This window comes from Pauljensenia sp. 27098_8_83 (genome assembly GCF_041432695.1).
In the GTDB taxonomy this organism is placed as follows: Bacteria; Actinomycetota; Actinomycetes; order Actinomycetales; family Actinomycetaceae; genus Pauljensenia.
This window is the reverse complement of record NZ_JAPWAD010000005.1, coordinates 69,718-93,570: the sequence shown is the minus strand read 5'-3', so window position 1 is coordinate 93,570 and position 23,853 is coordinate 69,718. Positions and strand designations below refer to the sequence as shown.

Genomic DNA, 23,853 nt, shown 5'->3' with positions numbered 1-23,853 from the left:
GCTGATAGACGAGGCCGCCTGGCGCTCTCCTGCGTGGAGAGTGCGGCAGGCGGCCTCGTGTCAGCGTGGGACCAATCGTCAGATCTTCGCGGCCTCGATCCACTCAAGCGGGATGCGGGTGAAGTACAGGCCCTGCATCTCACGCTCCCACAGGAGGCCGAGGGTCCCGTCAGGCAGGATCGTCATGCACTGGTAGACGTAGTGCGCCGGGTTGAAGGTGCGCGACGCGATCCACGTGCGACCTCCGTCTTCGGAGAGGCGAAGGACACCACGACCGCGGTAGGGGCGCATCTGCGAGGCGTTCGCGAAGACGACGCGCTCGGGGCAATCCTCCTTCGGCCACGGCACAGCGTTGGGCTGGCAGAAGATCTCGGTGATCTCTTGCGCGAAGGAGACGTCGCTCCAGGTCTCGCCTCCGTCGGTGCTGACGGTTGTGGCAACCTTGCCGCTCGGGTGCTGGTTGCGCATGAGCATGAGCAGGGAACCGTCGGCGCGCTCGATGAGCGTGGCCTCGTGCGTCGCGGCTGCTTCGGTGTCGAGCGTGCGCGAATCGATCTCGCGGCCCTCGAAGATGCGCCCGTCGTTGGGGGACTTGCCGCGCTTCCACGTGGCACCGCCATCGTCGGAGTAGACGACGGAAGCGGAGAAGTGGCGCTTGTGGTCCCCGTTGTAGTAGATCGGGATGACGAGGCGTCCGCTGCGCAGCTGCACGCCCGTGCCCGGGGAGGTGCCGCAGAAGGACATCCACTCTTCCTTCACGTCCTGGTTGAGGTTGACGGGACCGGACCAGGTCTCGCCGTCGTCGTCGGAGTAGATCATCTGCAGGAAGCAGGTGCGGGCCGTGAGCAGCGTCTGGTGGGGGTCTTCCCCATCAGCGAGGAACACGTTGCCACCGGGTGATTCCTGTCCATCCTCGGTGACGGTAACGTCGCCGCGCTCGGAGATTCTGAAGGGGGTGGTGTTGCCGTCGGCGTCCGTGACACTGCCGTCCTCGTTCCAGGTGTAGGTGGCCCCCTGGCTGTCATGCAGGATGTAGCGTCCCTTCTCGTCGACGCCGAGGCCGGCCTCGGCGTTGGGCTGACCGATCCCTCCGGGGAAGTGATCGATGAGGACGACCAGGCGCCCGTTGCGGCGGTCCTGGACGACGCAGGAATCGATGACCGACGCGCCCTTCGCCCCGTGACCGGGGTAGGAGAGTACCGTCTGGAGGTCGCCCCAGGTGTGTCCTCCGTCGAAGGAGCGGCGGACCGTGAAGTTGATCGAGTTGGGGGAGTCGTTCGCGATGGTCTCACGCTGGTCGGCACCGGCGACAACGACCCCGGACTTCAGAGTGATCAGCGAGGGAATGCGGTAGCTGATGGAGTCGTGAAACCCGGCATCGAAGAGGCACTGCGTGTCGAGTGGGGCGACGGACGAGAGCTTCTTGATCTGCGAGTCGTTGAGAACCGAGGAGAAGAGGGCGGCGTTGCGGACCTCGCCGAAGAGTCGGGATCCGGAGGTGTCCTGGCCGATCACGACCTCGTCGAGGGAATCGACGGCAGCGAAGAACGCCTGCCCGGGCAGGTGGGCCTCGAGGTAGCCGTCGACGTAGATCTGTACCGCGCCGTGTCCGACGCGTACGACGACGTCGTGCCAGTGTCCCTGATCCCAGTGGCCGTGGGCCGTAAACGTGCGCCACTCGCCCCTGCGTCCCAGAACCTTGTACTCGATGCCGTCTGCGGTCACCGACAGGTTGAGCTGTTCAGTGCCCGCACCTCCGGCTGCGAGGATAGTTCCGTGCTGGCCGGGGCCGCGCACTCGATAGCGGGCGAAGATCGTGCCGGCGGTCAGCTCGGACAGCTCGGCGACGTCGTAATCCGACAGGTGGGCGGCGGCGAACTCAATGAGAGGGGTGGGGGCGGGGGAGAGGGCAAGGATCTCTTCCGCGGAGAGGACGGAGTCGTGCTCTGCGAAAGAACGGATCTCAATGCCGGCTCCCGGGGTGAGGGAGAGCTGCGCGTCGGGGCCGCTACCGGCGGGAGAAAGGTCAGCGCAGGTTGAGAAGCACTGGTAGCCGTCGAGGAAGATCTTTGAACCCGCAGCGGTCGCAGTGAGAGCGAGCGAATGCCAGGTGCCGTCCGTGACGGAGGCAGTGTCCTCCATGTCCAGGGCGAAGGTCATCGCTTTTGTTGAGCCTTCGAGGAAGAGGGCGCTGGAGCGGATGAACAGCTTCCACCCCGTGTCATCCGTGCCGTGGAGGGCGATTAGTGCTCCGTCGATGCGTGCGCGGAACTGTAAGGTCCAGGAAATTCCCGGGTGACCTGCGTCAATACTCATGTTTGACACCTTTCTGTTAGTTGCTCATTCCGCCTCGCATCATTACAAAGCGGAGGGTGTGTTCAGTCACAATAGTGAAGTTGTCAGACAGATTATCACTACGACATTTCGTTGGCAATATACAGATTGAGCCAAAATTTCCCCTTGACTCTAGAGTGAGAGAGAGCTAACATAATCGCAAGTTGTCTGACAACTTGCTAGTTAGACATCTGGACTCAAAGCCCCTCGTTATTCGACGATGAAATTTCAGGAAGGCACTCATCATGAGTATGTCCCCCACACAGGCGCTTCCGAAAAAGCCCTGGTATCAATACCTCACCAAAGAAGATCGCAAGGCCTTCTTCGCCGCATGGATCGGCGTCCTGCTTGATGGCTACGACTTCGTCCTCATCTCCTTTGCACTCCCCGCGATCAAGGAAGCATTCAGCCTGACGCTCGTCCAGAGCGCATCCCTGATTTCGGCGGCCTTCATCAGCCGCTGGATCGGTGGCCTCGTGCTCGGCGCAATCGGTGACCGCTACGGGCGCAAGCCGGCGATGATCCTGTCGATCTTCATGTTCGCTTTCGGGTCGATCGCCTGTGCGCTCGCTCCGAACTTCTGGATCCTGTTCGTCCTGCGCCTCATCATTGGCTTCGCAATGGCAGGCGAGTACTCCGCATCCGCCGCGTACGTCATCGAGTCGTGGCCCAAGCACATGCGCAACAAGGCTTCGGGCTTCCTTCTCTCCGGCTACGCCTTCGGCGTTATTGCCGCCGCTCAGGTCGACAAGTACTTCGTGACCTGGGTCGATTCGATGCACCCCGGCTGGGGCTGGCGAGCCCTGTTCCTCACCGGCATCGTCCCGATCGTCGTCGCCATCTACATGCGGCGCACCCTGCCCGAGGCCGCGGACTGGAGCGAGGCCAAGGAGAAGGGTGGCGATGAGAAGAATGACATGCTCGCCGTCCTCTTCGGCGGGCAGCGCAAGGTCCTCAACTACATCGTCGTTGTGATCGCATTTATCGGCCTGCTTCTCATCTTCACTCAGCAGGTGGGCGGCATTGTTGCGGTGAGCCTGGTCGGCCTCGTCTGCGCGGTTGTCTTCATCTACCTGATCATCCAGTTCGACTCCAATCGCTGGATCATTGGCATCGCGATCATGCTGACGATCTTCGCGTCCTTCATGTACACCTGGCCGATCCAGGGCCTTCTGCCGACCTACCTGCACGGTGTTGGTATGGACCAGAAGGTCGTTGCGAACGTCGTGTCCTTCGCGGGCCTCGGCAACGCAGCGGGCTACATCATCGCCGGCTTTGCGGGCGACAAGTTTGGTATGCGTCGCTGGTACGCGATCTCGCTGCTGCTCTCGCAGGTCATTGTCTTCCCGCTGTTCATGCAGGACGGCAAGTACGTCGCCCTCGTGGCGGGTCTGCTCTTCTTCCAGCAGATGTTCGGCCAGGGCGTCTCGGGCCTGCTGCCCAAGTGGGTGTCCTCCTACTTCCCGGTCGACAAGCGCGCTGCTGGCCTCGGCTTCTGCTACAACGTCGGTGCCCTCGGTGGTGCGGTCGGCCCCGTCCTCGGCGCTGCGATTGCCGATCAGCTGGGTCTGGGTATGGCCCTGGCGATCCTGTCCTTCGGGTTCGCCGCGATCGTCATGGTGTCCATCGGTGCGAATATCCCGCGTCTGCTGCAGAAGGCCGTGGGGCCGGAGTATGTTCGTCCTGAAGATGGAAACGACGACATCATCAAAGAGGGATGATCACCATGACACTTCCTTTCGTTATCGGCGCGTATGCGTCGCATCCGGCGCCGGAGCTGGAGGCTGACTACTACCGTCTCCTCGCGGACCAGCCGTGGGTCAGCGGCGTCGAGATGCCCTACCCGGGCCAGCTCGCCACCCAGGGCGAGGTCCTGGCCAGCCACCTGGCCTCCCACTGGGACTTCAACACGATCACCGCGATCCCCGGCACAATGCAGAACGTGTGGAAGAACGAGAACTTCGGCCTGGCCTCGCCCGACGAGGCCGGACGCGCCGCCGCGCTCGACTTCACCCGCGCGCTGCGCGACGACCTCGCCGCCCTGTGCGATCGCGCGGGACGGCAGCTGGTCGCCCGCGTGCAGCTGCATTCGGCGCCGACGCGCCTGGCGCAGGCGGACGCCTTCAAGCGTTCGCTCGCCGAGGTGGCCACATGGGACTGGTGCGGGGCCACGCTCGTCATCGAGCACTGCGACAAGTACATCCCCGAGCAGAACCCCGAAAAGGGCTTCCTCTCCCTCGAATCCGAGATCGACGTCGTCTCCGAGGCCGGCATCGGCATCCACCTCAACTGGGGCCGCTGCGCCGTGGAAGGCCGCAGCGCGGATACCGCCTACGAGCACGTGCTCGAGGCCGGTAAGCGCGGCGTCCTGGACGGCATCATCTTCTCGGGTGCAGGTCCGGAGGAAACCCAGTACGGCTACTCCTGGATCGACGGTCACCTGCCCGCGCAGGCGGACGAGGCGACCTCGCTCATGAACGAGGCCGAGATCGCTCGCTGCGCCAAGGCTGCCATCGAGGGCGGTGCCAACTACCTCGGTGCCAAGGTGTGCGTGCCCAAGGACGCGTCCCTTGAGAAGCGTCTGGAGATGCTGACCAACATCTACCGGGCCTGCGGCCTCGGCGACTAACGGCGTTGCCGCCGGGCGTCCCTCCCGCATTTTGTGAGCGTGCGGGAAGCGCCCGGCACGAGACCCACACGTGAGGAAGGGGCGGATACCAACCGGCATCCGCCCCTTCCTCGTGTTATTGCGCGTTCTGTTCTGCAGGTGAGGCGTGGCCAGCGCGAGAAAACCGCTGCTCGAAAGCGGGGGGCAAAGACAGGTATTTCTGCGCGCTGAAGTGGTAGTTGGCTGGGCTGATCTGAGGGTTGCTCAGCAGCTCCTGAACGGCGGGGTCGTTCGAGCAAGTCACGGTCTCACAGGCGCCCTCTGGGGAGAAGTAGAAAATATCGCGGCTAACGGCGTGACGCGGGTTGTTCCGCTGTGCGTCGATGATCGCGAATCGGGCGAAATCTACCAGTGTTTGCAGCTGACCATAGAGGTCGTTGGGGGTTGCGGGTGCAACAAAGAGAAGATGCTGCTGTGGGATAATTGCGAAGAGGCCGTGTGGTGCTTCGATCGCGTGCTGCTTGATCACCGCAGGCATGTTTGCTGCTTTGGCTGCGATGAAAGGCGACGGACCGGACAAGCATGTTGTCGGGCCGGATTTCTGTGTGATGGTGATCGTGATGGCGTCAGTGTTCAACTGTCCGTAGTGGAAAAGCTCATCGACGCCGAGAGGGCGAAAACGGAGTCCCTCGGTGGTGCACCTGGTTGTGCCGGCTGCATGGACGATACTCAGGATCATTGAGAGTCCACCGGGGAAAGGACGCGCATAGGAGAAGTCGGGGTGTTGGACTGTGCAAGTGGGGACGAGCTCGGTGCGTACGCGCCGACGCAGCACGTCGGGGATGGAGAGTTCTGCGGCCTCCACGCGAATCTGATCGAAGATCCGATCGGCCCAATTGTTGAGGATGCCCCTGTGAGAAATTGGAGGCGCGTTGAGCAGGTCGTAGAAAATCGCTACCAGGTTGCAAGTCAATACGTTGTTGACGACTAGATACATCAGCGCGTTGTTGCGGTCGATTACCACGTCGACGTGGAGTCCCTTTTTCTTCAGCTGGCGTACGAGGAGGGGAATGAGAGCGGAGTCGACGTACCCTGGAAACATCGTGCCCATTGGATACATGAGGTTTGACGTGCTCATTGGAAACATGAAGTTTGAGGGGTACATAGCGCTAGTGTCATTGTTGTGGGTGATTGGCTCAGCTTTGCGCGCAGAGCGCATACCGTGCCACGATACGCTCTTTAGCCGCGCCTGGCGACCGATGAGCGCCACACAGGGCGCGTCGGGATTGTTGCGATGGGGGTTTCGTTGGGGGCCTCGTCCTCGAGAGAGGCGTTGGGGTGAACGTCGGCCATGGGGGAGCAGCCCTCGATGACGTTGATGATCGAGGCGACGGCGGCCTCGGTCATGTCCTTGAGTGGCCATTCGACCGTCGTCAGCCCGAGCGCCTCGGCGCTGTGGCGGTCCTGGTTGCCGAAACCGAGGATCGACAGGTCGCCGGGCACCGACAGATCGAGATCCGCGGCCGCCTGGAAGACGCCGGGGGCCTGCGAGTCGTCGGCCAGGGCGATGAGGGAGATAGACGGATCCTCGTCGAGGAGGCGCAGGGCGGCCTGGTACGCCGTCGATGCCTCCCAGTCCGGCAGCGAATAGAGGGTGAAGTGCGTGGAAAATGCGCTCGCGATCGGGTTCTGGCGCGCGTGGTTAGTGTTCGGCCCCGCCAGGAAGACGGCGCGACCGCTGCCCGACCCGGTCGATGGGTCGATGAGCGCGCAGTCGGACAACACCTCCTGCACGCCGGCACCCTCGTCGATGCGAATGAGAGACGATTCCGATCCGGTCGGGTCGGCCTCGATCATGGACATGGCGACGACGGGAATGCCGAGGTTCGCGAGCAGGCGCGAGGTGAAGGCCTCGGCCGACGTGGTCTCGCGGATGATCCCGGCGAGCTGGGTGTCGCCCAGGACGCCGCGGATGACCTCGGCGTCGGAGGCACCGTCGCCGGACTGGAAGAGGGGAAGGAGGAGGTAGCCGCGGCGTTGGATGTCGATCATCGCGGTCGTGAGGACCGTGTGGACGACGGGCACGAACGGGTCATCCGGCAGCTCGGCCATGAGGAGGGCGATGAGGTGTGACTTGCCGCGGCGCAGCGAGCGGGCGGCCGCGTTGGGGATGTAGTTGAGTGCGCGTGCGGCCTGCTTGACGCGCTCGATCGTGGCGGGTGCGATCTTCACGTCCCGGCCTCGTCCGTTGAGGACGAGCGAGACGGTTGACGGTGCAACGCCTGCCGCGCGGGCGACGTCGGCCCGAGTTGCGCGCTCCATGCATGGCTCCCAATGCTCGGTTGCGTTTCGTTGAAACACAACAACTATAACGTGTTAGTCTTATCTCTGACGATCGGAGTTTCGACGATGACATCCGAAAGGCACACAGACGTGATATCGATACTACCTTCCTATGCTCCCGACGCGGGAGCGCTCCTGCCGCCGCGCGCGCATCTGGTCGATGATCCCGGCGTTGTCAGCCTCGACGGTACCTGGTCCTTCGTCCATCACCGCACCGATCCGACCCCCTGGGTCAGCGTTGAAGAACCCTGGGATGAACCAACTGTCGGCGACGACGCGGACACGATCGACGTGCCCAGTCACTGGGTCCTGCGCGGCGAAGGCGCCTGGGGTCACCCCGCCTACACCAACGTCGACTTCCCATTCCCCGTCGATCCGCCCTTCCCGCCCGAGGATAACCCGGTTGGCGACTACAGTCGTACCTTCGAGCTTCCGGCAGACTGGGAGGGTGGTGTCATCGCCCTGCGCTTCGACGGCGTCGAGAGTCAGGCCAGCGTGTGGGTCAACGGCACGTGGATTGGCATGGCCCGCGGCTCCCGTCTGGCCCACGAATTCGACGTGACCGAGGCCGTGTGCCCCGGCGTTAACCGGGTCACCGTGCGCGTCCACCAGTTCAGCCCGGGTTCCTACCTCGAGGATCAGGATCAGTGGTGGCTGCCCGGCATCTTCCGCTCGGTGAGCCTGCGTCACCTCGCATCCGGGGCGATCGAGGATCTGTGGATCGACACCGACTACGAGGCCGGGGTCGGCTACGCGACCATCGAGGCTCGGGTGCGTGGTACCGATGAGCCCCGCCTCCGCGGTCACCTGGAGATCGACGGCCTCTGGTCCTTCGCATACTTCCTCGAGCGAGTGGGCGAGGGGCGCTACCGCAGCGACCGTATCGAGGTCGGCAGCGTGCGCCCGTGGAGTGCCGCCGACCCCGCCCTCTACGATGCTCGCGTGCGCGTCGAAGGCGAGGACGGCCTCGTCAATGGCACGCGCTCCCTGCGCATTGGATTCCGCCGAGTGAGCATCGAGAACGGCGTCCTGATGGCGAACGGGCAGCCCCTCACGCTCAACGGCGTCAACCGTCACGAGGTGCGTGCCGACGAGGGACGCGTCTTCGACGAGGGTTGGGTGCGCGAGGACCTCGCTCTCATGAAATCCATGGGCGTCAACGCGATTCGCACCTCCCACTACCCGCCGCACCCCCGCGTGCTCGACCTGGCCGACGAGATCGGACTGTGGGTCATGCTTGAAGGCGACATTGAAACGCATGGGTTCGAGGGAACGGGGGAGTGGATCGACAACCCCTCCGACGACCCGCGTTGGGCCGACGCCTACCTGGATCGCACCGCGCGCGCATTCGAGCGCGACAAGAACCACCCCTCGATCATGATCTGGAGCCTGGGCAACGAGTCGGGAACCGGCGCAAACCTGGCCGCCTGCGCGCGTTGGGTCCACGAGCGCACGGGAAACAGAGCCATCGTTCACTACGAGGGCGACCATGGCCTCGAATACACGGACATCTATTCGCGCATGTACCCCACGCTCGAGGAGGTCGCGGCCGTCCTCGACGACAGCGATCTCCATGCCGAAGTCGCGGTTCCCACCCACGTCGCCGCCCATGTTGACGACGCAGCCCGCGAACGTATCCGCCGCGCCCCCTACCTCATGTGTGAGTACCTGCACGCGATGGGAACCGGCCCCGGAAACGCCGCCGGATACGCCGTGCAGATGAGCCACCCGCGCCACGCCGGCGGCTTCGTGTGGGAATGGCGCGATCATGCCCTGTGGCGCGCCCTCCCGGATGGGCGCCGCGCCCTGTCCTACGGCGGCGACTTCGGCGAGGAAGTGCACGACGGCAACTTCGTGTGCGACGGCCTCGTTGATGCGCTGTCTCGCCCCTACGCGGGCACGTGGGCGTGGGTTGCGGCCATGGCGCCCGACGCGCCAGCCCTCGCTCAAGCCCTCAAGGATGCCGGTAGCGGTCGCGACGACGAGCGCCTGCGTTCCCTCGTCTCGGCGCCGGTTGAGTCCATCCGTCCCCTCAGCGCGGCCGACCGTCCCTACGAGCTCGACTCGCGCGGGCGGCTCGTGAGGGTTGGCGGCCTCCCGGTGTCCGTCGAACTCAGCGTCTTCCGTGCCCCCACCGACAATGACCGGGGCCGAGGCCCCGTCGACTACTGGGGAATCAGCGCGGATGACCTTGGCCCCCTGGGTGTCGGACGCGGCGAGCACGGCACGTCGCATGCCATGCGCTGGGCGGCCGCGCGCCTGCACCTGCTGCGCCGCCGCCTCGTCTCGGTCGAGGGCGATGAGAGCTGTCAGCGCGTCGTCGAGCGTTGGTCGCCTCCCGCCGCGCAATTCGGCGCGACCCTCACCTGGGAATACCGGTCGGTGCGAGTCGGTGACATCCCCGCCCTGTCGCTGTCTGTGAGCGTCGTTCCCGACGGCGTGTGGCCCGATCGGGTGCCGCGACTGGGTGTGCGCATCGAGCTGGGCGGGTCCTCGTGGGAGGCATCGTGGCTGGGGGACACGCTCATCGGCTACTCCGACATGCGGGTCCCCGGCGCTCGCGGGTATGGGCGAGCCGAGGCCTCGGACCTGTGGGACGTCTGCGTGCGTCCGCAGGAAGGCGGTCAGCGGCTCGACCTGGAGGCGCTGTCCCTGCGAGGCGAGGCTGGGGAGCTCCTCATCCTCCCCGCCTCGCCCCTCGGTTGGAGCGTGTCGCCGTGGAGCGAGCGCGAGCTGGCGCAGGCTGCGCACTGGGAGGATCTGCCTGACAGTGAGCGTCTGTTCCTGTGGCTCGATGCCTTCCAGGACGGTATTGGTACCCGGTCATGCGGGCCCGACTCTCGGCCCGAGTGTGCTGGCACTATGCGCCGCACTGACATGACATTCGTGATTGCCCAGGTTGGGGGTGATTGAGCCAGCACTGTTATGTTGCGGCTTGATAACGATGCGCAAAGCTGTTGGCAAATGATGCACGAAGCGTCACAGGCCGCTATGATTCAGACATCAACTAACACGAGATAGTTAGTGACTCGATCCCATCGATCGACCAACAAAAACGGACCAACGGAGGTTTCGCATGTTGAAGAAGAAGATGGCTGCCGGCGTCGTCGCCCTCGCCATGTTCAGCACCCTCGGCCTGGCCGCCTGCAATGACGGCGGCTCTGGCTCCACCACCTCGAGCGGCGGTTCGACCGCTGCCGGTTCCATCCCTGAGCCCGACGTCGCGTGCGACATCCCCGCGGGCAACCTTGACGACTCAAAGATCGACACCTCGAAGGTCGAAGGCCAGATCACCTTCCAGACCCAGGGTCTGCAGAACGACTTCGGCGACTTCTTCAAGGCCAAGATCAAGGAATTCGAGGACGCCAACCCCGGCGTGACGATCAACTGGACCGACCAGGGCGGCGGCGCCGAGTTCGACCAGACCGTCACCGCTCAGGCCTCGAACTGCAAGATGGCGGACGTCATCAACGTTCCCTCCTCCACCATCCTCGCCCTGTCCAAGTCCAACCTCCTCATGGACTACGACGTCAAGGCCCCCGGCATCGGCGACAAGTTCGTGAAGTCCATTTGGGACTCCACCGCCCTCGGTGCGAACGACCACCACACGGCTCTGCCCTGGTACTTCGGCCCCTACATCACCACCTACAACAAGGAGGTCTTCAAGCGCGCTGGTCTCGATGAGAACATGCCGCCCAAGACCATGGATGAGCTGTTCGAGGATGCCGCCAAGGTCGGTGCCGACGGGCAGGGTGACTACGGCATCTATGGCTCGCCCGAGTGGTACATGATCGCTCAGCTGCACGGCATGGGCGTCAACCTGCTCAACGCCGACAAGACCGCCTTCGACTTCGCCGACAACGAGGCTGCGATCAACTACGTCACCAAGCTCTCCGAGCTCTACGCCTCCGGCGCCATCCCGAAGGACTCCCTGACCGGCGAGCCCGACCCGGGCAAGGCCTACACCGACGGCAACCTCGCCTTCGGTACGCCCAACGCCTCGTTCCTCAAGTCCGTCAAGAAGAACAACGAGACGGTCTACCAGAACACCGGCGTCGGCCCGTTCCCGACCAACCCCGGCATCAAGCCCGTCTTCGAAGGCCAGTACATCGGCGTCTCCGTCACCACGCAGAACGCCCCGCTGGCCATGAAGTTCGCCGAGTGGATCACCAACGCTGAGAACGAGTACGCCTGGACGCACGACGGCGGCGCCATCATCTTCCCGGCTGCCACCGACGCCCTCGACAAGCTCGTTGCCAACCCGCCGGAGATCGCCGACGACCCGGTCTTCAAGGCCGCCTACGAGGAGGCCGCTAAGGCCGCCAAGGACGCCGAGGCCTACACCGACGTCTTCTACGCGACCGGCGCTGTGAAGGACGCCCTCATCGAGAACGTCAACAAGGCCATCCGCGGTGAGGTCGATCCCAAGACCGCCCTCAAGACCGCCCAGGATCAGATGAACGAGAAGCTCAAGGCTCTCGGAGACTGATTGACCGCTCGGGGGCCGAGGCCAGGCCTCGGCCCCCGACGCATTCCTCGCCCAGCGTCGGGCCGTCGGCTCACGACCCCACGCACCCCTCATTAAGGATTTTGGTATGCCGACACGTAAGAGCGCGCAGGTGCGCTCCCTCAATGGCGCCGCCCGATTCCGCCCGGGCTGGGTTCCCTGGCTGTGGGTGACCCTCCCGGTCCTCGCGGTCATCTCCTTCTACATCTACCCCTTCATCACGACCGTCTACGTGTCATTCACGAAGACCAAGCCGATGGGGCGCATCGGTCGCTTCGTTGGTCTCGACAACTTCACCGCGGTACTGTCAGATCCTGAGTTCTGGCAGTCGCTGACGAACTCCCTCATCTACGCGGTCTGCGTCGTCCCGCTGATGGTGCTCCTGCCGCTGCTGCTGGCCCTCCTCGTCAAGTCGCACGTGCCCGGCATTGGCTTCTTCCGCGCCCTCTACTACCTGCCGGCCATCTCCTCGTTGGTCGTCATCTCCCTGGCCTGGCGCTACCTTCTCGACCAGCGCGGCCCCATCAATAACCTGCTGGCGTCGTGGGGCCTCGACCCGATTCCATTCCTGTCGAATCAGTGGTTGATCCTCTTCTGCGCCATGATCATCACCCTGTGGCAGGGCCTGCCCTACTACATGATCCTGTACTTGTCGGCCCTCGCGAACGTGGATAAGTCCCTGTACGAGGCTGCCGAACTTGACGGCGCCGGACCCATCCGTCGCTTCTTCACCGTCACGGTCCCCGGCGTCAAGGTCATGATGTTCCTCGTCGCCACCCTGACGACGATCGGATGCCTGAAGATCTTCACCGAGGTGTACCTGCTGGGCGGCTCCGCATCACCCACGAAAACCCTCACGATGTACATCCGAGACCGAATCGTGGACCCGACCTTCGGATCGCTGGGACAGGGCGACGCCGCCTCGGTGTGCCTCTTCCTCATCACCTTCGGCTTCATCATCGCTTCGCAGAGCCTGCAGAGGAAGGCTGAAGAATCATGAGCACCGCAACGCCTACCACTCCCGCCTCCTTCGGCGAGCGCTTCGCGCAGTGGCGCAAGGAGCGCCGCCTCGAACGCCAGGGGCGCAACACGGCATCGCGTCAGATGCGTGGCGGGGCCCTGTTTGCCCGCTACGTCCTCCTCGTCGTCGTCGCCCTCATCCTGGTCGGCCCCCTCGTCCTGCCCCTCATGGCTGCATTCAAGGCTCCCGGCGAATCCGTCTTCGGCCAAGGGGCGACGATGCTGCCCCAGCACTGGTCACTGGACTCCTTCTACGTGCTCTTCGAGCGCACGAACATCCTCCTGTCCATCAAAAACTCCGCGATTCTCGCGACCCTGACGGTCACCTCGAACGTCGTCCTGTCGTGCATCGGCGGCTACATGCTGTCGAGGCGCGGGTGGACCGGGCGCAACATCATGTACTTCGTGGTCCTGTCCGCCATGATCTTCCCCTTCGAGTCGATCATGCTCTCGCTGTTCAAGATGATGGTGCAGCTGGACCTGTACAACACGCTTCCCGGCGTGTGGATGGTCGCCATGATCGGTCCGTTCCAGATTCTCATGATGCGCGCAGCCTTCATGGGTATTCCCGACGAGATTGAAGATGCGGCCCTCATTGATGGCGCGGGCGAACTACGTCGCTTCTGGTCGATCTTCCTGCCCCAGGTTCGCGGCACCCTGACGGTCGTCGGCCTAACCTCGTTCATCGGGGCCTGGTCCGACTTCATCTTCCCGCTGCTCATGCTTCCCGACCCGAATAAGCAGACCCTGATGCTGACGCTGACGGCCATCCAGAACTCGCCCCAGGGCGTCACGTATCAGCTCGTGCTGGCCGGTGCCGTCGTGGCGATGATCCCCGTCGTCCTGGTCTTCGCCTTCAGCCAGAAGTTCTTCTTCCGTGGCATCGAAGACGGCGGCCTGAAGTTCTGATCCTCATCCCCGCGGGTGCCCCTCGCACCCGCGGGGATCTTCTCTACCTAAAAGGAGGTTCTTTCACAAAAAACTAACACGTGTTAGGGATTGTTTATTATTGGCCGTCTAACGGCCTATCCCTGCCATCACCCCCATACTGACGAAGGAGTTAAACTCATGGGGACTAGACCCATCATCGGTGCGCTCTCAGCCCCGATTCTTGCGGCCACCATGCTTGGCCTCGCGCCGACCGCGGCCGTTGCCGCCACCGACACCCCGTATCACCCAACCGTCCTGTGGGCGACCTCCGAAGAGACGGTCGGCGAAAGCGCCCCCAACGGCACCATCGCCGCCCTCGTCGACGACGACACGGCCCGCACCGACGCGACCAAGACCTTCTGGACCACCAAGTGGAAGGGCGGCCTCGACGAATATCCTCACGCCGTCGCCGTCCAGAACCCCACCCCCGGCACGCAGGTCTGCGGCCTCGGCCTGACCCCGCGCCCCACCTACGATTCGACGCTCGGCAACGACCAGTTCCCGGGTGAATACCGCGTCTTCGCCTTCGATGAGGACCCCGGAAACCCGGCTGCAGAAGCCTCCTTCGCCGACTGGAAGACCAAGGTCGCCGCGGGCACCTGGGACGGCGGGACCGAGGTCGCGCATGGCAGCGACCTGCAGTTCGGCAATAAGGAACAGTACGTCACCTTCCCGGCGACCACGAAGCGTGTCTTTGCCCTGACGGGCCTGCGCTCCCTCGCCCCCGGCAAGAAGGACATGGCGCTGTCCGACATCAAGCTCCTGCCCTGCGACGCCGAGGGCAACGCCATCACCTCCTACGGCAGCGACGACAACAGCGGCAACAACACCGCGACCCGTCCCGTTGTGCCCCACCCCGAGGCCCCCGAGCAGGGATCCGGCGCGTCCGACCTCGTCGTTGACTTCGTCATCGACCAGCTGCCCTACGGCGAGCCCGGCAAGCCCGTCGACTTCGCCCCCGACACCCACACCTACACGGCCACCGGCTACTACCACGCCACCAGCGTCTCGGCCCGCATCCGCACGGTCGACGGCGCCACCGTCACCATCAACGGCGCGACCCCCGACGCGGACGGACGCGTGTCCAACCTCGATCTGGCCACCGGCCTGAACGTCATCACCGCGACCGTGTCCAAAGACGGCAAGGAGGCCACCTACGTCGTCAACATCACCAAGGTGGACACCGACTTCCGCGGCAATGTCATGGTCCCCGTGACCGCCACAGCTAACGGCGGCACCGAGGCCGACAACGCGGCCCTCACCGACCTCAACCCCGCCACCACGTGGACCTCTGACCCGCTCGTCCGCGCGAACGAGTGGTCGAGCAGCGTTACTGGCATCGAGCTGCACCTGGGCGAGGCCCGCTACGTGCACCGCGTGAACGGATGGGGCACTCCGACCCTGCCCGCTGGCGCGCCGTCCTGGCACGGCGGTAACTCCGTCGCCATCGCGGTTCAGGAGGCCGACGGCGGGCCGTGGAAGACTATTGTCACCCACGGCTCGCTCACGCGCGACGCGCGCGGCCTGTGGTACTGGGACTTCAACGCCTACCACCTCGCCAAGAACATCCGCATCTGGATGAACGACGAGACCGAGCCCCAGACTCCGCGCAATATCGCCACCGCCGTCACCTTCAACGACGTCGAGGTGTGGGGCCTGCCCGCCGGTCAGACCCCGGTGACTCCGGCGGTCGACAACTCCATGTACGAGCGCTACTCCGGCTTTGACCCCGGAGAGGGCAAGTGGGGCGTGAACCGCGCCCAGGCCCTCGCGCTGCAGTACGGCGTCATGATGCCCGCGTGGGTTCCCTCCGAGGGCTACGGCCGCGGTGGTTTTAACGCCAACGAGCGTGACCTGACGGGCGGCGCCTTCCCCATGTTCTACGACCTGCCCATGTTCAACACCCCCATGATGGAGTCCCTGGGCAAGGGCGCGCCGTGGGCCCTCGCCAAGGCCCCCACCGGCAAGAACAGCATGTGCAACGCGGGTGATCCCCACGACTTCATGAACGAATACATGAAGCCCTACGCCTCCACGCTCGTCGACATCCAGTACGGCGATGAGGGCGGCTTCAACCGCGTCGAATCGGAGTGCTTCAAGAACTGGTTCTCCTGGTCCAAGCAGAACATCCCCGGCGCCGTCGTTCACGCCAACTCCTGGGATGACCCCTCCTGGTACCGCGACGCGAACCTGAGCTACTACGTCGAAAACGCCAAGCCCGACCTGCTCAGCTGGGACAAGTACTACTGGGGCGCCAACGGTGGCCCGGCTCCGAGCAGGGTCGTCATGGACCTGCTGAACACCAACACCTGGAAGAAGCAGCGCGAATACGGCCTCAAGGGCACCACCGGTGACGGCTCCGCCCCGATCCTGTACGGCCAGTACCTGGACTACAACTGGGACGCGAACGTGTCGGCCTCCGAAAAGTCGATCGTCCCCTCCCTGGGCCTGGCGACCGGCCAGAAGTGGTTCGGCCTGTTCCGCATGGAGTACAACGGCTACGACCGCTCCTCGATCATCGACCACGATGGCGCGCCGACGCGCTCGTTCTACGAGTTCTCCAACATCTTCGGCAACGTCAGCTACATCGGTAACTACACGAAGGCCATGAACTCCACGTTCGTCGCCTACAAGCCCGGCCAGTACGCGGCTCGCGGAACCACCCCCTCGCTGAGTGGCTACAAGTACGGTGACTTCGCCTCCGGCGACGAGGCCACGGCTGCCAACGCGGCCGTCGGCCTGGTCGACATGTCGGTGACCAACGTCGGTTCCGTCAACGACGGTCTGCCCGGCGACGTCGTCGTCGGCTACTTCGAGCAGCTGAAGGGCCTGGATAGCGCTAAGTCCGCTGAGATCTTCGGCGACTCGACGACGGCCCCCAAGGGCTTCATGGTCGTCAACGCCCTGACCGGCCAGACGCACTACCCGTCCTACCTCCTCGACCCGCGCACCGATAACGGCTCGCTGGCCGAGACCGCTCAGGACATCACCCTGACCGTCAAGAAGCCGAGCGCGAACGCGCACCTGATGCTCGTCAACCCTGCCGACAAGACGACGCAGGAAGTCGAGCTCGGCGATGGTGAGACCTCGCAGGTTGTGCTTCACGCCGTTGGTGGCGGCGACTCGCGCTTCCTGTACTGGGTGACGATCGAGAACCCGGCACCCACGCCGGACCCGCAGCCGACCCCGGACCCGCAGCCGACCCCGGACCCGCAGCCTTCCGTGGATCCCACCCCGGCACCGCAGCCCACCGTGGACCCCACCCCGGCTCCGACCCCGGATCCCACGCCCCAGCCTCGCAGCGGCCAGTGGAAGTCCGGATACTTCGGCTGGTGGTACAGCTACTCTGACGGCACCTACGCCGCCAACGAAACCCTGGTCATCGACGGCTTCACCTACCGCTTCGACGCGAGCGGCTACCTGAAGATGGGCTGGGTCTACGACGGCGGACACTGGTACTACCACGGCCCCAGCGGCGCCCAGCAGTCCGGCTGGATTCAGGACCGCGGCTCCTGGTACTACCTCGACCCCGCGACCGGGCAGATGGCCACCGGCTGGACCCAGATCAGCGGAACCTGGTTCTACCTGTCCTCCTCCGGCGTCATGCGCACCGGCTGGGTCAAGGACGGCGGCGCCTGGTACTACCTGTCGCCCTCCGGATCCATGGTCACCGGCTGGCAGCTCCTCGGCGGAACCTGGTACCACCTGGGCGCCAACGGCGCGATGACCACCGGCTGGTATCAGGAGGGCCCGACCTGGTTCTACCTGCGCGGTAATGGCTCCATGGCCACCGGTTGGGAACTCATCGGTTGGTCCTGGTACCACTTCGCCCCCTCGGGCGCGTGGATCGGCTAACCGTTAGCTCTCCGCGAGACGAGGCCGTGGCCGGGTTATCCGGCTGCGGCCTCGTTCGCGTATGGCTAGGAAAGGAGCAGCGTCAGTCCTTGCGGATCGACAGCGATTCGACGCGGTGGTCGGTGCCCTTCGTGAAGATGAGGGTCGCGCGCTCGCGGGTGGGGCGAATGTTTTCACGCAGGTTCGGCAGGTTGATCGCGTTCCACACGACGTGCGCGGTGGAGACGGCCTCGTCGTCGGTGAGGGATGCGTAGGTCTTGAAGTAGGAGTCCTCGCGCGAGAACGCGGTCGCACGAAGCTTGAGGAAGCGGTCGACGTACCACCGCTCGATGAACGTCTCGTCGGCGTCGACGTAGATGGAGAAGTCGAAATAGTCCGAGACGGCCACCGACACGGAGCCGGGCGCCGAGCGCGGCGGCTGGAGCACGTTGAGGCCCTCGACGATGAGGATGTCGGGTCGATCCACGTCGATGAAGGCGTCGGGCACGATGTCGTAGGTGACGTGGGAGTACACGGGTGCCTGGGCGTGCGGGTTGCCCGCCTTGACCGATGCCAGGAACGAGATGAGGGCCGTGCGGTCGTAGGACTCGGGGAAGCCCTTGCGGGCGATGAGGGAGCGTTCCTGCAGGATCCGGTTCGGGTAGAGGAACCCGTCGGTCGTCACGAGGTCCACGCGCGGGGTGGAATCCCAGCGCGAGAGCAGCAGCTGGAGCAGGCGCGCGACCGTCGACTTGCCGACGGCGACCGAGCCGGCGATGCCGATGACGAAGGGGGTCGAGTGGGCCTCGGATTCGCCGAGGAACGCGTGGCGCTCGGCGGCGGTGCGGCGGCGACCGTCGATGTAGAGCTGCAGCAGCGCGCTCAGGGGACGGTAAATCGTGTCGACCTCGGTCATGTCGATGGGATCGCCCAGCGACGCGATGCGGTCGATGTCCTCCTGGGTGAGCGGCAGGGGAGTGCGATCAGCGAGGCTGTCCCACTCGCTGCGATCAAAACGCGCGTAGGGGTTGGGTGCGCCGCGCCTAGAGGCCTGCGTGTGCTCGTTGGACGAGGCGTTCGGCGAGGCCGGAGATGGGACGGTCGAGGGGCTCTCGGTGGTGCTCACGACCCCATTGTGCCCCACAAGCTGATGCTGGCGCGCACTCAGTTCGCGGCGTGAAGCGACACACGTTACCTGTCAGGGGAGGGGGTGGGTGTGTTGGAATGGGTGGTATGTGCGGAATTGTTGGACATATTGCATGCAAGGCGTCCCAGCGTAGCCGCGAGGTTGTCCTCGGTGGCCTGGCGCGCCTCGAATATCGCGGATACGACTCGGCGGGCATCGCCCTGACCTCGAACAACGGCCTCTACGTGCGCCGCGCCGTCGGCAAGCTCGTCAACCTCGTCGAAGAAGTTGACGCGGACGCCCCCGCCGACGCCATGGCAGGCATCGGGCATACCCGTTGGGCCACCCACGGGCGCCCGACGGTCGCGAACGCCCATCCCCATACCAGCCCGGACGGGCGCTTCGCCCTCGTCCACAACGGCATCATTGAGAACGCGGACGTCCTGCGCGCCGCCCTCGTCGCCGACGGCGAGACCTTCGCTTCCGAGACCGACACCGAGGTGGTCGTCCACCTGCTGGCGCGCGCCTACGACGAGGCCGAGGCGGCCTCGTACACCGGCGGAGTCGCCGGGCTGACGGGTGCGGACGAGGAGGTGGCGCGTCGCCTCGTCGTCGCGATGCGCGCGGTGACGGCGCAGCTGCACGGCACCTTCACGCTGCTGGTGGTGAGTACCGAGTCTCCGAACGTCATCGTCGCGGCCCGCCGCTCCTCCCCGCTGGTCATCGGCCTGGGCGAGGGTGAGAACTTCCTCGGCTCCGACGTCCTGGCCTTCGTCGAGCACACGAACCGCGCGCTCGAGGTCGGCCAGGACGAGGTCGCGGTCGTCTCCGCGACCGGCGTGACCGTCATCGACCCCAGCGGAAACCCCGTCGAGCGCGAGCCATACGAGGTCGACTTCTCCTCCGATCGCGCCACCAAGAACGGCTGGCCGACCTTCATGGAGAAGGAAATCCACGAGCAGCCCGAGGCCGTGGGCGCGACCCTGGCCGATCGCATCGACTCTCACGGCCACCTGGCCCTGGACGAGGTACGCATCCCCGAGCACGTCCTGCGCTCCGTCGACAAGGTCATCATGATCGGCTGCGGCACCGCCTCCTACGCCGGACAGGTCGCCCGCTACGCGATCGAGCACTGGTGCCGCATCCCCTGCGAGGTCGAGCTCTCCAGCGAGTTCCGCTACCGCGACCCGGTGGTGGGCGAAAAGACGCTGGTCGTCGCCATCTCCCAGAGCGGCGAAACCATGGACACCATCCAGGCGATCCGCCACGCCCGCGAGCAGGGCGCGAAGGTCGTCGCCATCGTGAACACGCCCGGATCGACGATCTCCCGCGAATCCGACGCCGTGATCCTCACCCACGCCGGCCCCGAGATCGCGGTCGCCTCCACGAAGGCGTTCACCGCGCAGGTCACCGCCTGCTACATCCTGGGCCTGTACCTGGCGCAGGTGCGCGGCAACAAGTACGCCGACGAGATCGCCGACTACATGGACAAGCTCGCGCGCGTCCCCGAGGCCATCGCGAAGGTCCTGGAAAACGGAGAGACGGTCCGCCAGTTTGCCCGCACGATGCAGGACGCGACCTCGGTCATCTACCTGGGGCGCCACGTCGGCTTCCCCGTCGCGCTCGAGGGGGCGCTGAAGCTCAAGGAAATCTGCTACATCCACGCCGAGGGCTTCGCCGCCGGCGAGCTCAAGCACGGCCCGATTGCGCTCGTGGACGAGGGCCAGCCGGTCATCGTCATCGTGCCGACCCCGCGCCGCCCCGAGCTGCACGGAAAAGTCCTGGCCAACATCGCCGAGGTCCGCGCCCGCGGTGCCCGCACGATCGTTGTCGCCGAGGAGGGGGACTCCTCCGTCGACGAGTTCGCCGAGGTCGTTTTCCGCGTGCCCCCCGTGCCGACCCTGTACGCCCCGCTCCTGACCGTCGTGCCGCTGCAGATCTTCGCCTGTGAGCTCGCCTCCGTTAAGGGGTTGGACGTCGACCAGCCGCGCAACCTGGCCAAGTCCGTGACGGTGGAGTGAACTACCGGCGCGGGGCTAGCACCTCGTGAGCGCGGCGGGCCTCGTTCCTCATCCGGGACGAGGCCCGCGGCGCGTTCGCGGCCTATCTCCGCAGACACTCCCACCCGGGTGCGCTGCGTCATCGAATGTCTCGCAAAGCGTGAAGGCATTCACGATAGCCCTGTGAAACAGTAGCCAAAACGGCTCATGTGATTGCGAGGGTGGGGGAGGGGGCGACTAGCGTGGAAACCACGGCGACATCCGCGCCGCACCCAACAACGCAAATCAACCCCGGCCTCGTGTCGCGACGGCCGCAACCACCCCGGGAGGTGCGCACATGACCCTGTCCACGATCCTTATCGGGATCCTGCCCTCTGTCTTCTTCGGTGTCGCTACGACGCTGATGGGAAAGACCGGCGGCTCAGACCGCCAGCGAGTCATGGGCGCCGTCCTCGGCGGCCTGCTCATGGCCGCCGTCGCCACCCCCTTCCTGCACCCCGCCTGGACGCCCCTGAACCTGGGCGTCTCCTTCCTGACCGGCCTGCTCCTCGGCGTCGGCGTGTGCGATCAGCTGCGCTCCTACTCGGTCCTGGGCATGAGCCGCACGATGCCGCTGTCCACCGGCGGCCAGCTGGTCCTCATGTCGCTCGCGGGCATCGCGATCTTCGGCGAGTGGCTCCACGGCGGCGCGTTGCCCTACGGAATCGCCGCCATCGTGGTCCTCATCGTCGGCATTTGGTTCCTGTCGCGCTCCGAGTCCGGCTCCGACGCGGCCTCCCTCGACTGGAAGCGCGGCGCCTTCCTGCTGACCACCTCGACGCTGGGCCTCGTGGCCTTCCCGCTCATCATCAAGTGGTTCGGGATCGCACCCGCTGAATTCCTCCTGCCCCAGGCGATCGGCTACACCGTGTACTGCGCGATCTTCTTCGCGATCCAGGGCCGCGGCGGCGTCGCCCCCGAGGACTCGCTGCGTCACCGCCGCATGGTTCCCTCGATTTTCAATGGCGTCCTGTGGGGCACCGCCATCCTGCTCCTCCAGCTCAACTCCAACAACCTGGGCGCGGGCACCGGCTTCACCCTCTCCCAGCTGGGAATCCTCATCTCCACGCCGCTGGGCATCCTGTGGCTCCACGAGACCCGCACGCGCAAGGAACTGCGCTGGACCATCATCGGCGTCGCCCTCGTCATCGTGGGCGCGGTCCTCGCGGGGGTCGCCAAGACCCTCGACGTCGCCTGAGCGGCGCGGCGACTACCTGACAAACACGGCGGCGGGGCGTGTGCCTCGCCGCCGTGTTTGTTAGCCTCTTCCCCCTCACCCGCTGCCCTGCGTGGACCGGCACGTGTGGGAGAATTGCCCCATGTTGATTCTGGACGGTCGCGCCCTGACTTTCGCGCAGGCACGAGACATTGAACGTCAGCACGTGGAAGCCGCCGCGGCGGAAGGGGACCCCGACCGCTACATGCGCCAGGTCGCCGAGAAGGTCGCCGATCGCGTCCGCTACCTGTCCGATCCGCTTGCGTGGCTCTGGGACATACCGGAGGCGGCCGCCATCTCCAGGCTGCGAGACGACCTCGGCCTTGACGAGGCGGCGGCCCGCATCGAAGACTTGGATACCTGCGTAGCCGCCTTCGTTGGCGGAGGCGACAACGGGGGTGATGCCCTGTACGCGTGCGCGCTGCTGGCGGAGCAGGGGATGGTTGTCACAGCATTTCTGCTCAAGCCCACCTGTCATGCGCGCGGCCTGGCTGCCGCCCGAGAGGCGGGCGTCGGCATCGTGGAACTGGGCGGGCGCTCCCTGCGCTCCATCGTAGGGACACCCGAGTGGGGCACTATCTGCGGGGCACGCCTGTGGATCGACGGAATCGTGGGCATCGGTTCACGTGGGCCCCTCACCGGTGAGCTCGCGGATACGGTGACGTGCCTGAACGACGCGATGCGCGCGCACCCGAAGAAAGTGATTGCCATCGATGTACCGTCGGGCCTCACCGATGACGACGGCGCGGTCCGCGGTCCGATTCTGCGAGCCACGCACACCCTCGCGGTTGGCACCTACAAGCGCGCACAGATCCTGCCGCCCGCCGTCGAATACTCCGGCGAGGTGATGCTGATGCGAATGTATTGGAGCGAGGTGGCCACGAGCACGCGTCCCGACGCTGACGGAACGATCGGCGCGGGCGACATCTACTACTACGACGATGAATATCGCGCCCACTCCGCCGTGCCGGTTCCCGCATTCTCGGACGACAAGTACGCACGCGGCGTTGTCGGCCTCGTCGCCGGCTCCGACACCTATCCGGGCGCGGGTATTCTCGCTACGCGCGGGGCCCTCGCTGCGGGCGTGGGTATGGCGCGCCTCAACTCGACCCGGCGCGTCCAGGATCTCGTGCTGGCCGACCAGCCGGGCGTCGTCATGGTCGGCGGACGCATTCAGGCGGCACTTATCGGGCCAGGCCTGGACGAGGAGCGCCGCGAGGATGCGCTCGAACTCGCGCAGTTCTGCGGGACGTCGGGCCTTCCCCTCGTCATCGACGCGTGGGCGCTCGACCTCGTCCCCGAGCTTCTCGGCTCGCTCACCCCCGATGCCACTGTGCTCACCCCGCACTACGGCGAGGCAGCGCGCCTGCTGAGCGCGCTCGGAACACCGATCACGAAGCGCGAGGTCGCGGCCTCCCCCCTGCGCTACGCTCGCGCCCTCCACGAGGCCACGGGCTGCCATATTGTCCTCAAGGGCTCCGTGACGATCGTCTATTCGTTCGAATACGTTGATGTCGACGCGGAGGAAAACTCCGCTACCAGCGTTGAGGGGACCAACAGCGGCGCGGACGCGCGCCCCGAGCTCACGCGCGTCTACGAACCCACGGTCAGCGCGACAAGCACGTCCTGGGCGGGCATCGCAGGCAACGGTGACGTCCTGGCAGGTTTCATCGCGGGAATCCTGGCGCGCGCCAGTGCGCGAGGAGGCGCTGGCTCTCGCTCGCAGTGCGTGACCTCGGCGCGCCTATCGGCAGCCGTGTGTCTGCACGCCCGCGCGGCCGACAGCGCCGCGAATCGACACGACGGCGGTGCCCCCATTCAGGCCAGCGATATTGTGGCCGCGATTCCCTCCGTCCTGGCCGACCGCAGGCCTTAACACGTCAGACGCCGCTGGCT

14 protein-coding genes are annotated in these 23,853 nt (G+C 65.4%); 10 read left to right on the top strand and 4 right to left on the bottom strand.

Going from position 1 to position 23,853, the window contains the following annotated elements; all coding sequences use genetic code 11:
- Nucleotides 1–78: 78 nt before the first annotated feature.
- Nucleotides 79–2,316, bottom strand: a complete 2,238-nt coding sequence (locus O3656_RS03455) for an exo-alpha-sialidase (RefSeq protein WP_500062652.1) — start codon at nucleotides 2,314–2,316, stop codon at nucleotides 79–81.
- A 263-nt stretch (nucleotides 2,317–2,579) separates the two neighbouring features.
- On the opposite strand from O3656_RS03455, the gene O3656_RS03450 reads away from it, so the two are divergent.
- Nucleotides 2,580–4,055, top strand: coding sequence for an MFS transporter (locus tag O3656_RS03450; protein ID WP_500062651.1), 1,476 nt, complete (start codon nucleotides 2,580–2,582; stop codon nucleotides 4,053–4,055).
- 5 nt (nucleotides 4,056–4,060) lie between these two features.
- Nucleotides 4,061–4,963, top strand: a complete 903-nt coding sequence (locus O3656_RS03445) for a DUF4862 family protein (protein ID WP_500062650.1) — start codon at nucleotides 4,061–4,063, stop codon at nucleotides 4,961–4,963.
- 115 nt (nucleotides 4,964–5,078) lie between these two features.
- On the opposite strand, the gene O3656_RS03440 is transcribed toward O3656_RS03445, so the two are convergent.
- Both O3656_RS03440 and O3656_RS03435 read right to left on the bottom strand, forming a co-directional pair.
- Nucleotides 5,079–6,107, bottom strand: a complete 1,029-nt coding sequence (locus O3656_RS03440) for a hypothetical protein (protein WP_500062649.1) — start codon at nucleotides 6,105–6,107, stop codon at nucleotides 5,079–5,081.
- A gap of 74 nt (nucleotides 6,108–6,181) precedes the next feature.
- Complete coding sequence (locus O3656_RS03435; RefSeq protein ID WP_500062648.1) at nucleotides 6,182–7,264, bottom strand: LacI family DNA-binding transcriptional regulator; 1,083 nt, start codon at nucleotides 7,262–7,264, stop codon at nucleotides 6,182–6,184.
- Between the two features lie 111 nt (nucleotides 7,265–7,375).
- Here O3656_RS03435 and O3656_RS03430 point away from each other — a divergent pair, with 111 nt between their 5' ends.
- The 5 genes from O3656_RS03430 (at nucleotide 7,376) to O3656_RS03410 (ending at nucleotide 17,597) form a co-directional block, all read left to right on the top strand.
- A complete protein-coding gene (locus O3656_RS03430; protein WP_500062647.1) occupies nucleotides 7,376–10,198 on the top strand; it encodes a glycoside hydrolase family 2 TIM barrel-domain containing protein in 2,823 nt (940 codons plus the stop codon).
- A gap of 163 nt (nucleotides 10,199–10,361) precedes the next feature.
- Nucleotides 10,362–11,774 (top strand): extracellular solute-binding protein, encoded by a 1,413-nt coding sequence (locus O3656_RS03425; RefSeq protein ID WP_500062646.1) that lies wholly within the window; start codon nucleotides 10,362–10,364, stop codon nucleotides 11,772–11,774.
- Nucleotides 11,775–11,880: 106 nt separating this feature from the next.
- Complete coding sequence (locus tag O3656_RS03420) at nucleotides 11,881–12,792, top strand: carbohydrate ABC transporter permease (protein ID WP_285098260.1); 912 nt, start codon at nucleotides 11,881–11,883, stop codon at nucleotides 12,790–12,792.
- Nucleotides 12,789–13,721 carry a carbohydrate ABC transporter permease gene (locus tag O3656_RS03415; RefSeq protein ID WP_500062645.1) on the top strand — a complete coding sequence of 311 codons (933 nt, stop codon included), beginning with the start codon at nucleotides 12,789–12,791 and terminating at the stop codon, nucleotides 13,719–13,721. Before O3656_RS03420 ends, O3656_RS03415 begins: the two co-directional genes overlap by 4 nt.
- Nucleotides 13,722–13,880: 159 nt before the next feature.
- Entirely contained in the window at nucleotides 13,881–17,597 is a 3,717-nt protein-coding gene (locus tag O3656_RS03410; RefSeq protein ID WP_500062644.1) for a cadherin-like beta sandwich domain-containing protein, read from the top strand.
- Nucleotides 17,598–17,679: 82 nt separating this feature from the next.
- Here O3656_RS03410 and coaA read toward each other — a convergent pair whose 3' ends face one another.
- The gene (gene coaA, locus O3656_RS03405; RefSeq protein WP_500062643.1) at nucleotides 17,680–18,720 is read right to left on the bottom strand and encodes a type I pantothenate kinase; all 1,041 of its coding nucleotides are present in this window, start codon (nucleotides 18,718–18,720) and stop codon (nucleotides 17,680–17,682) included.
- Between the two features lie 89 nt (nucleotides 18,721–18,809).
- Between coaA and glmS the strand changes: the two genes are divergently transcribed.
- The 3 genes from glmS (at nucleotide 18,810) to O3656_RS03390 (ending at nucleotide 23,833) form a co-directional block, all read left to right on the top strand.
- Nucleotides 18,810–20,723 (top strand): glutamine--fructose-6-phosphate transaminase (isomerizing), encoded by a 1,914-nt coding sequence (gene glmS / locus O3656_RS03400; RefSeq protein WP_500062642.1) that lies wholly within the window; start codon nucleotides 18,810–18,812, stop codon nucleotides 20,721–20,723.
- A 316-nt stretch (nucleotides 20,724–21,039) separates the two neighbouring features.
- Complete coding sequence (locus O3656_RS03395) at nucleotides 21,040–21,939, top strand: GRP family sugar transporter (protein ID WP_500062641.1); 900 nt, start codon at nucleotides 21,040–21,042, stop codon at nucleotides 21,937–21,939.
- Nucleotides 21,940–22,060: 121 nt separating this feature from the next.
- Complete coding sequence (locus O3656_RS03390) at nucleotides 22,061–23,833, top strand: bifunctional ADP-dependent NAD(P)H-hydrate dehydratase/NAD(P)H-hydrate epimerase (RefSeq protein WP_500062640.1); 1,773 nt, start codon at nucleotides 22,061–22,063, stop codon at nucleotides 23,831–23,833.
- Nucleotides 23,834–23,853 lie beyond the last annotated feature (20 nt).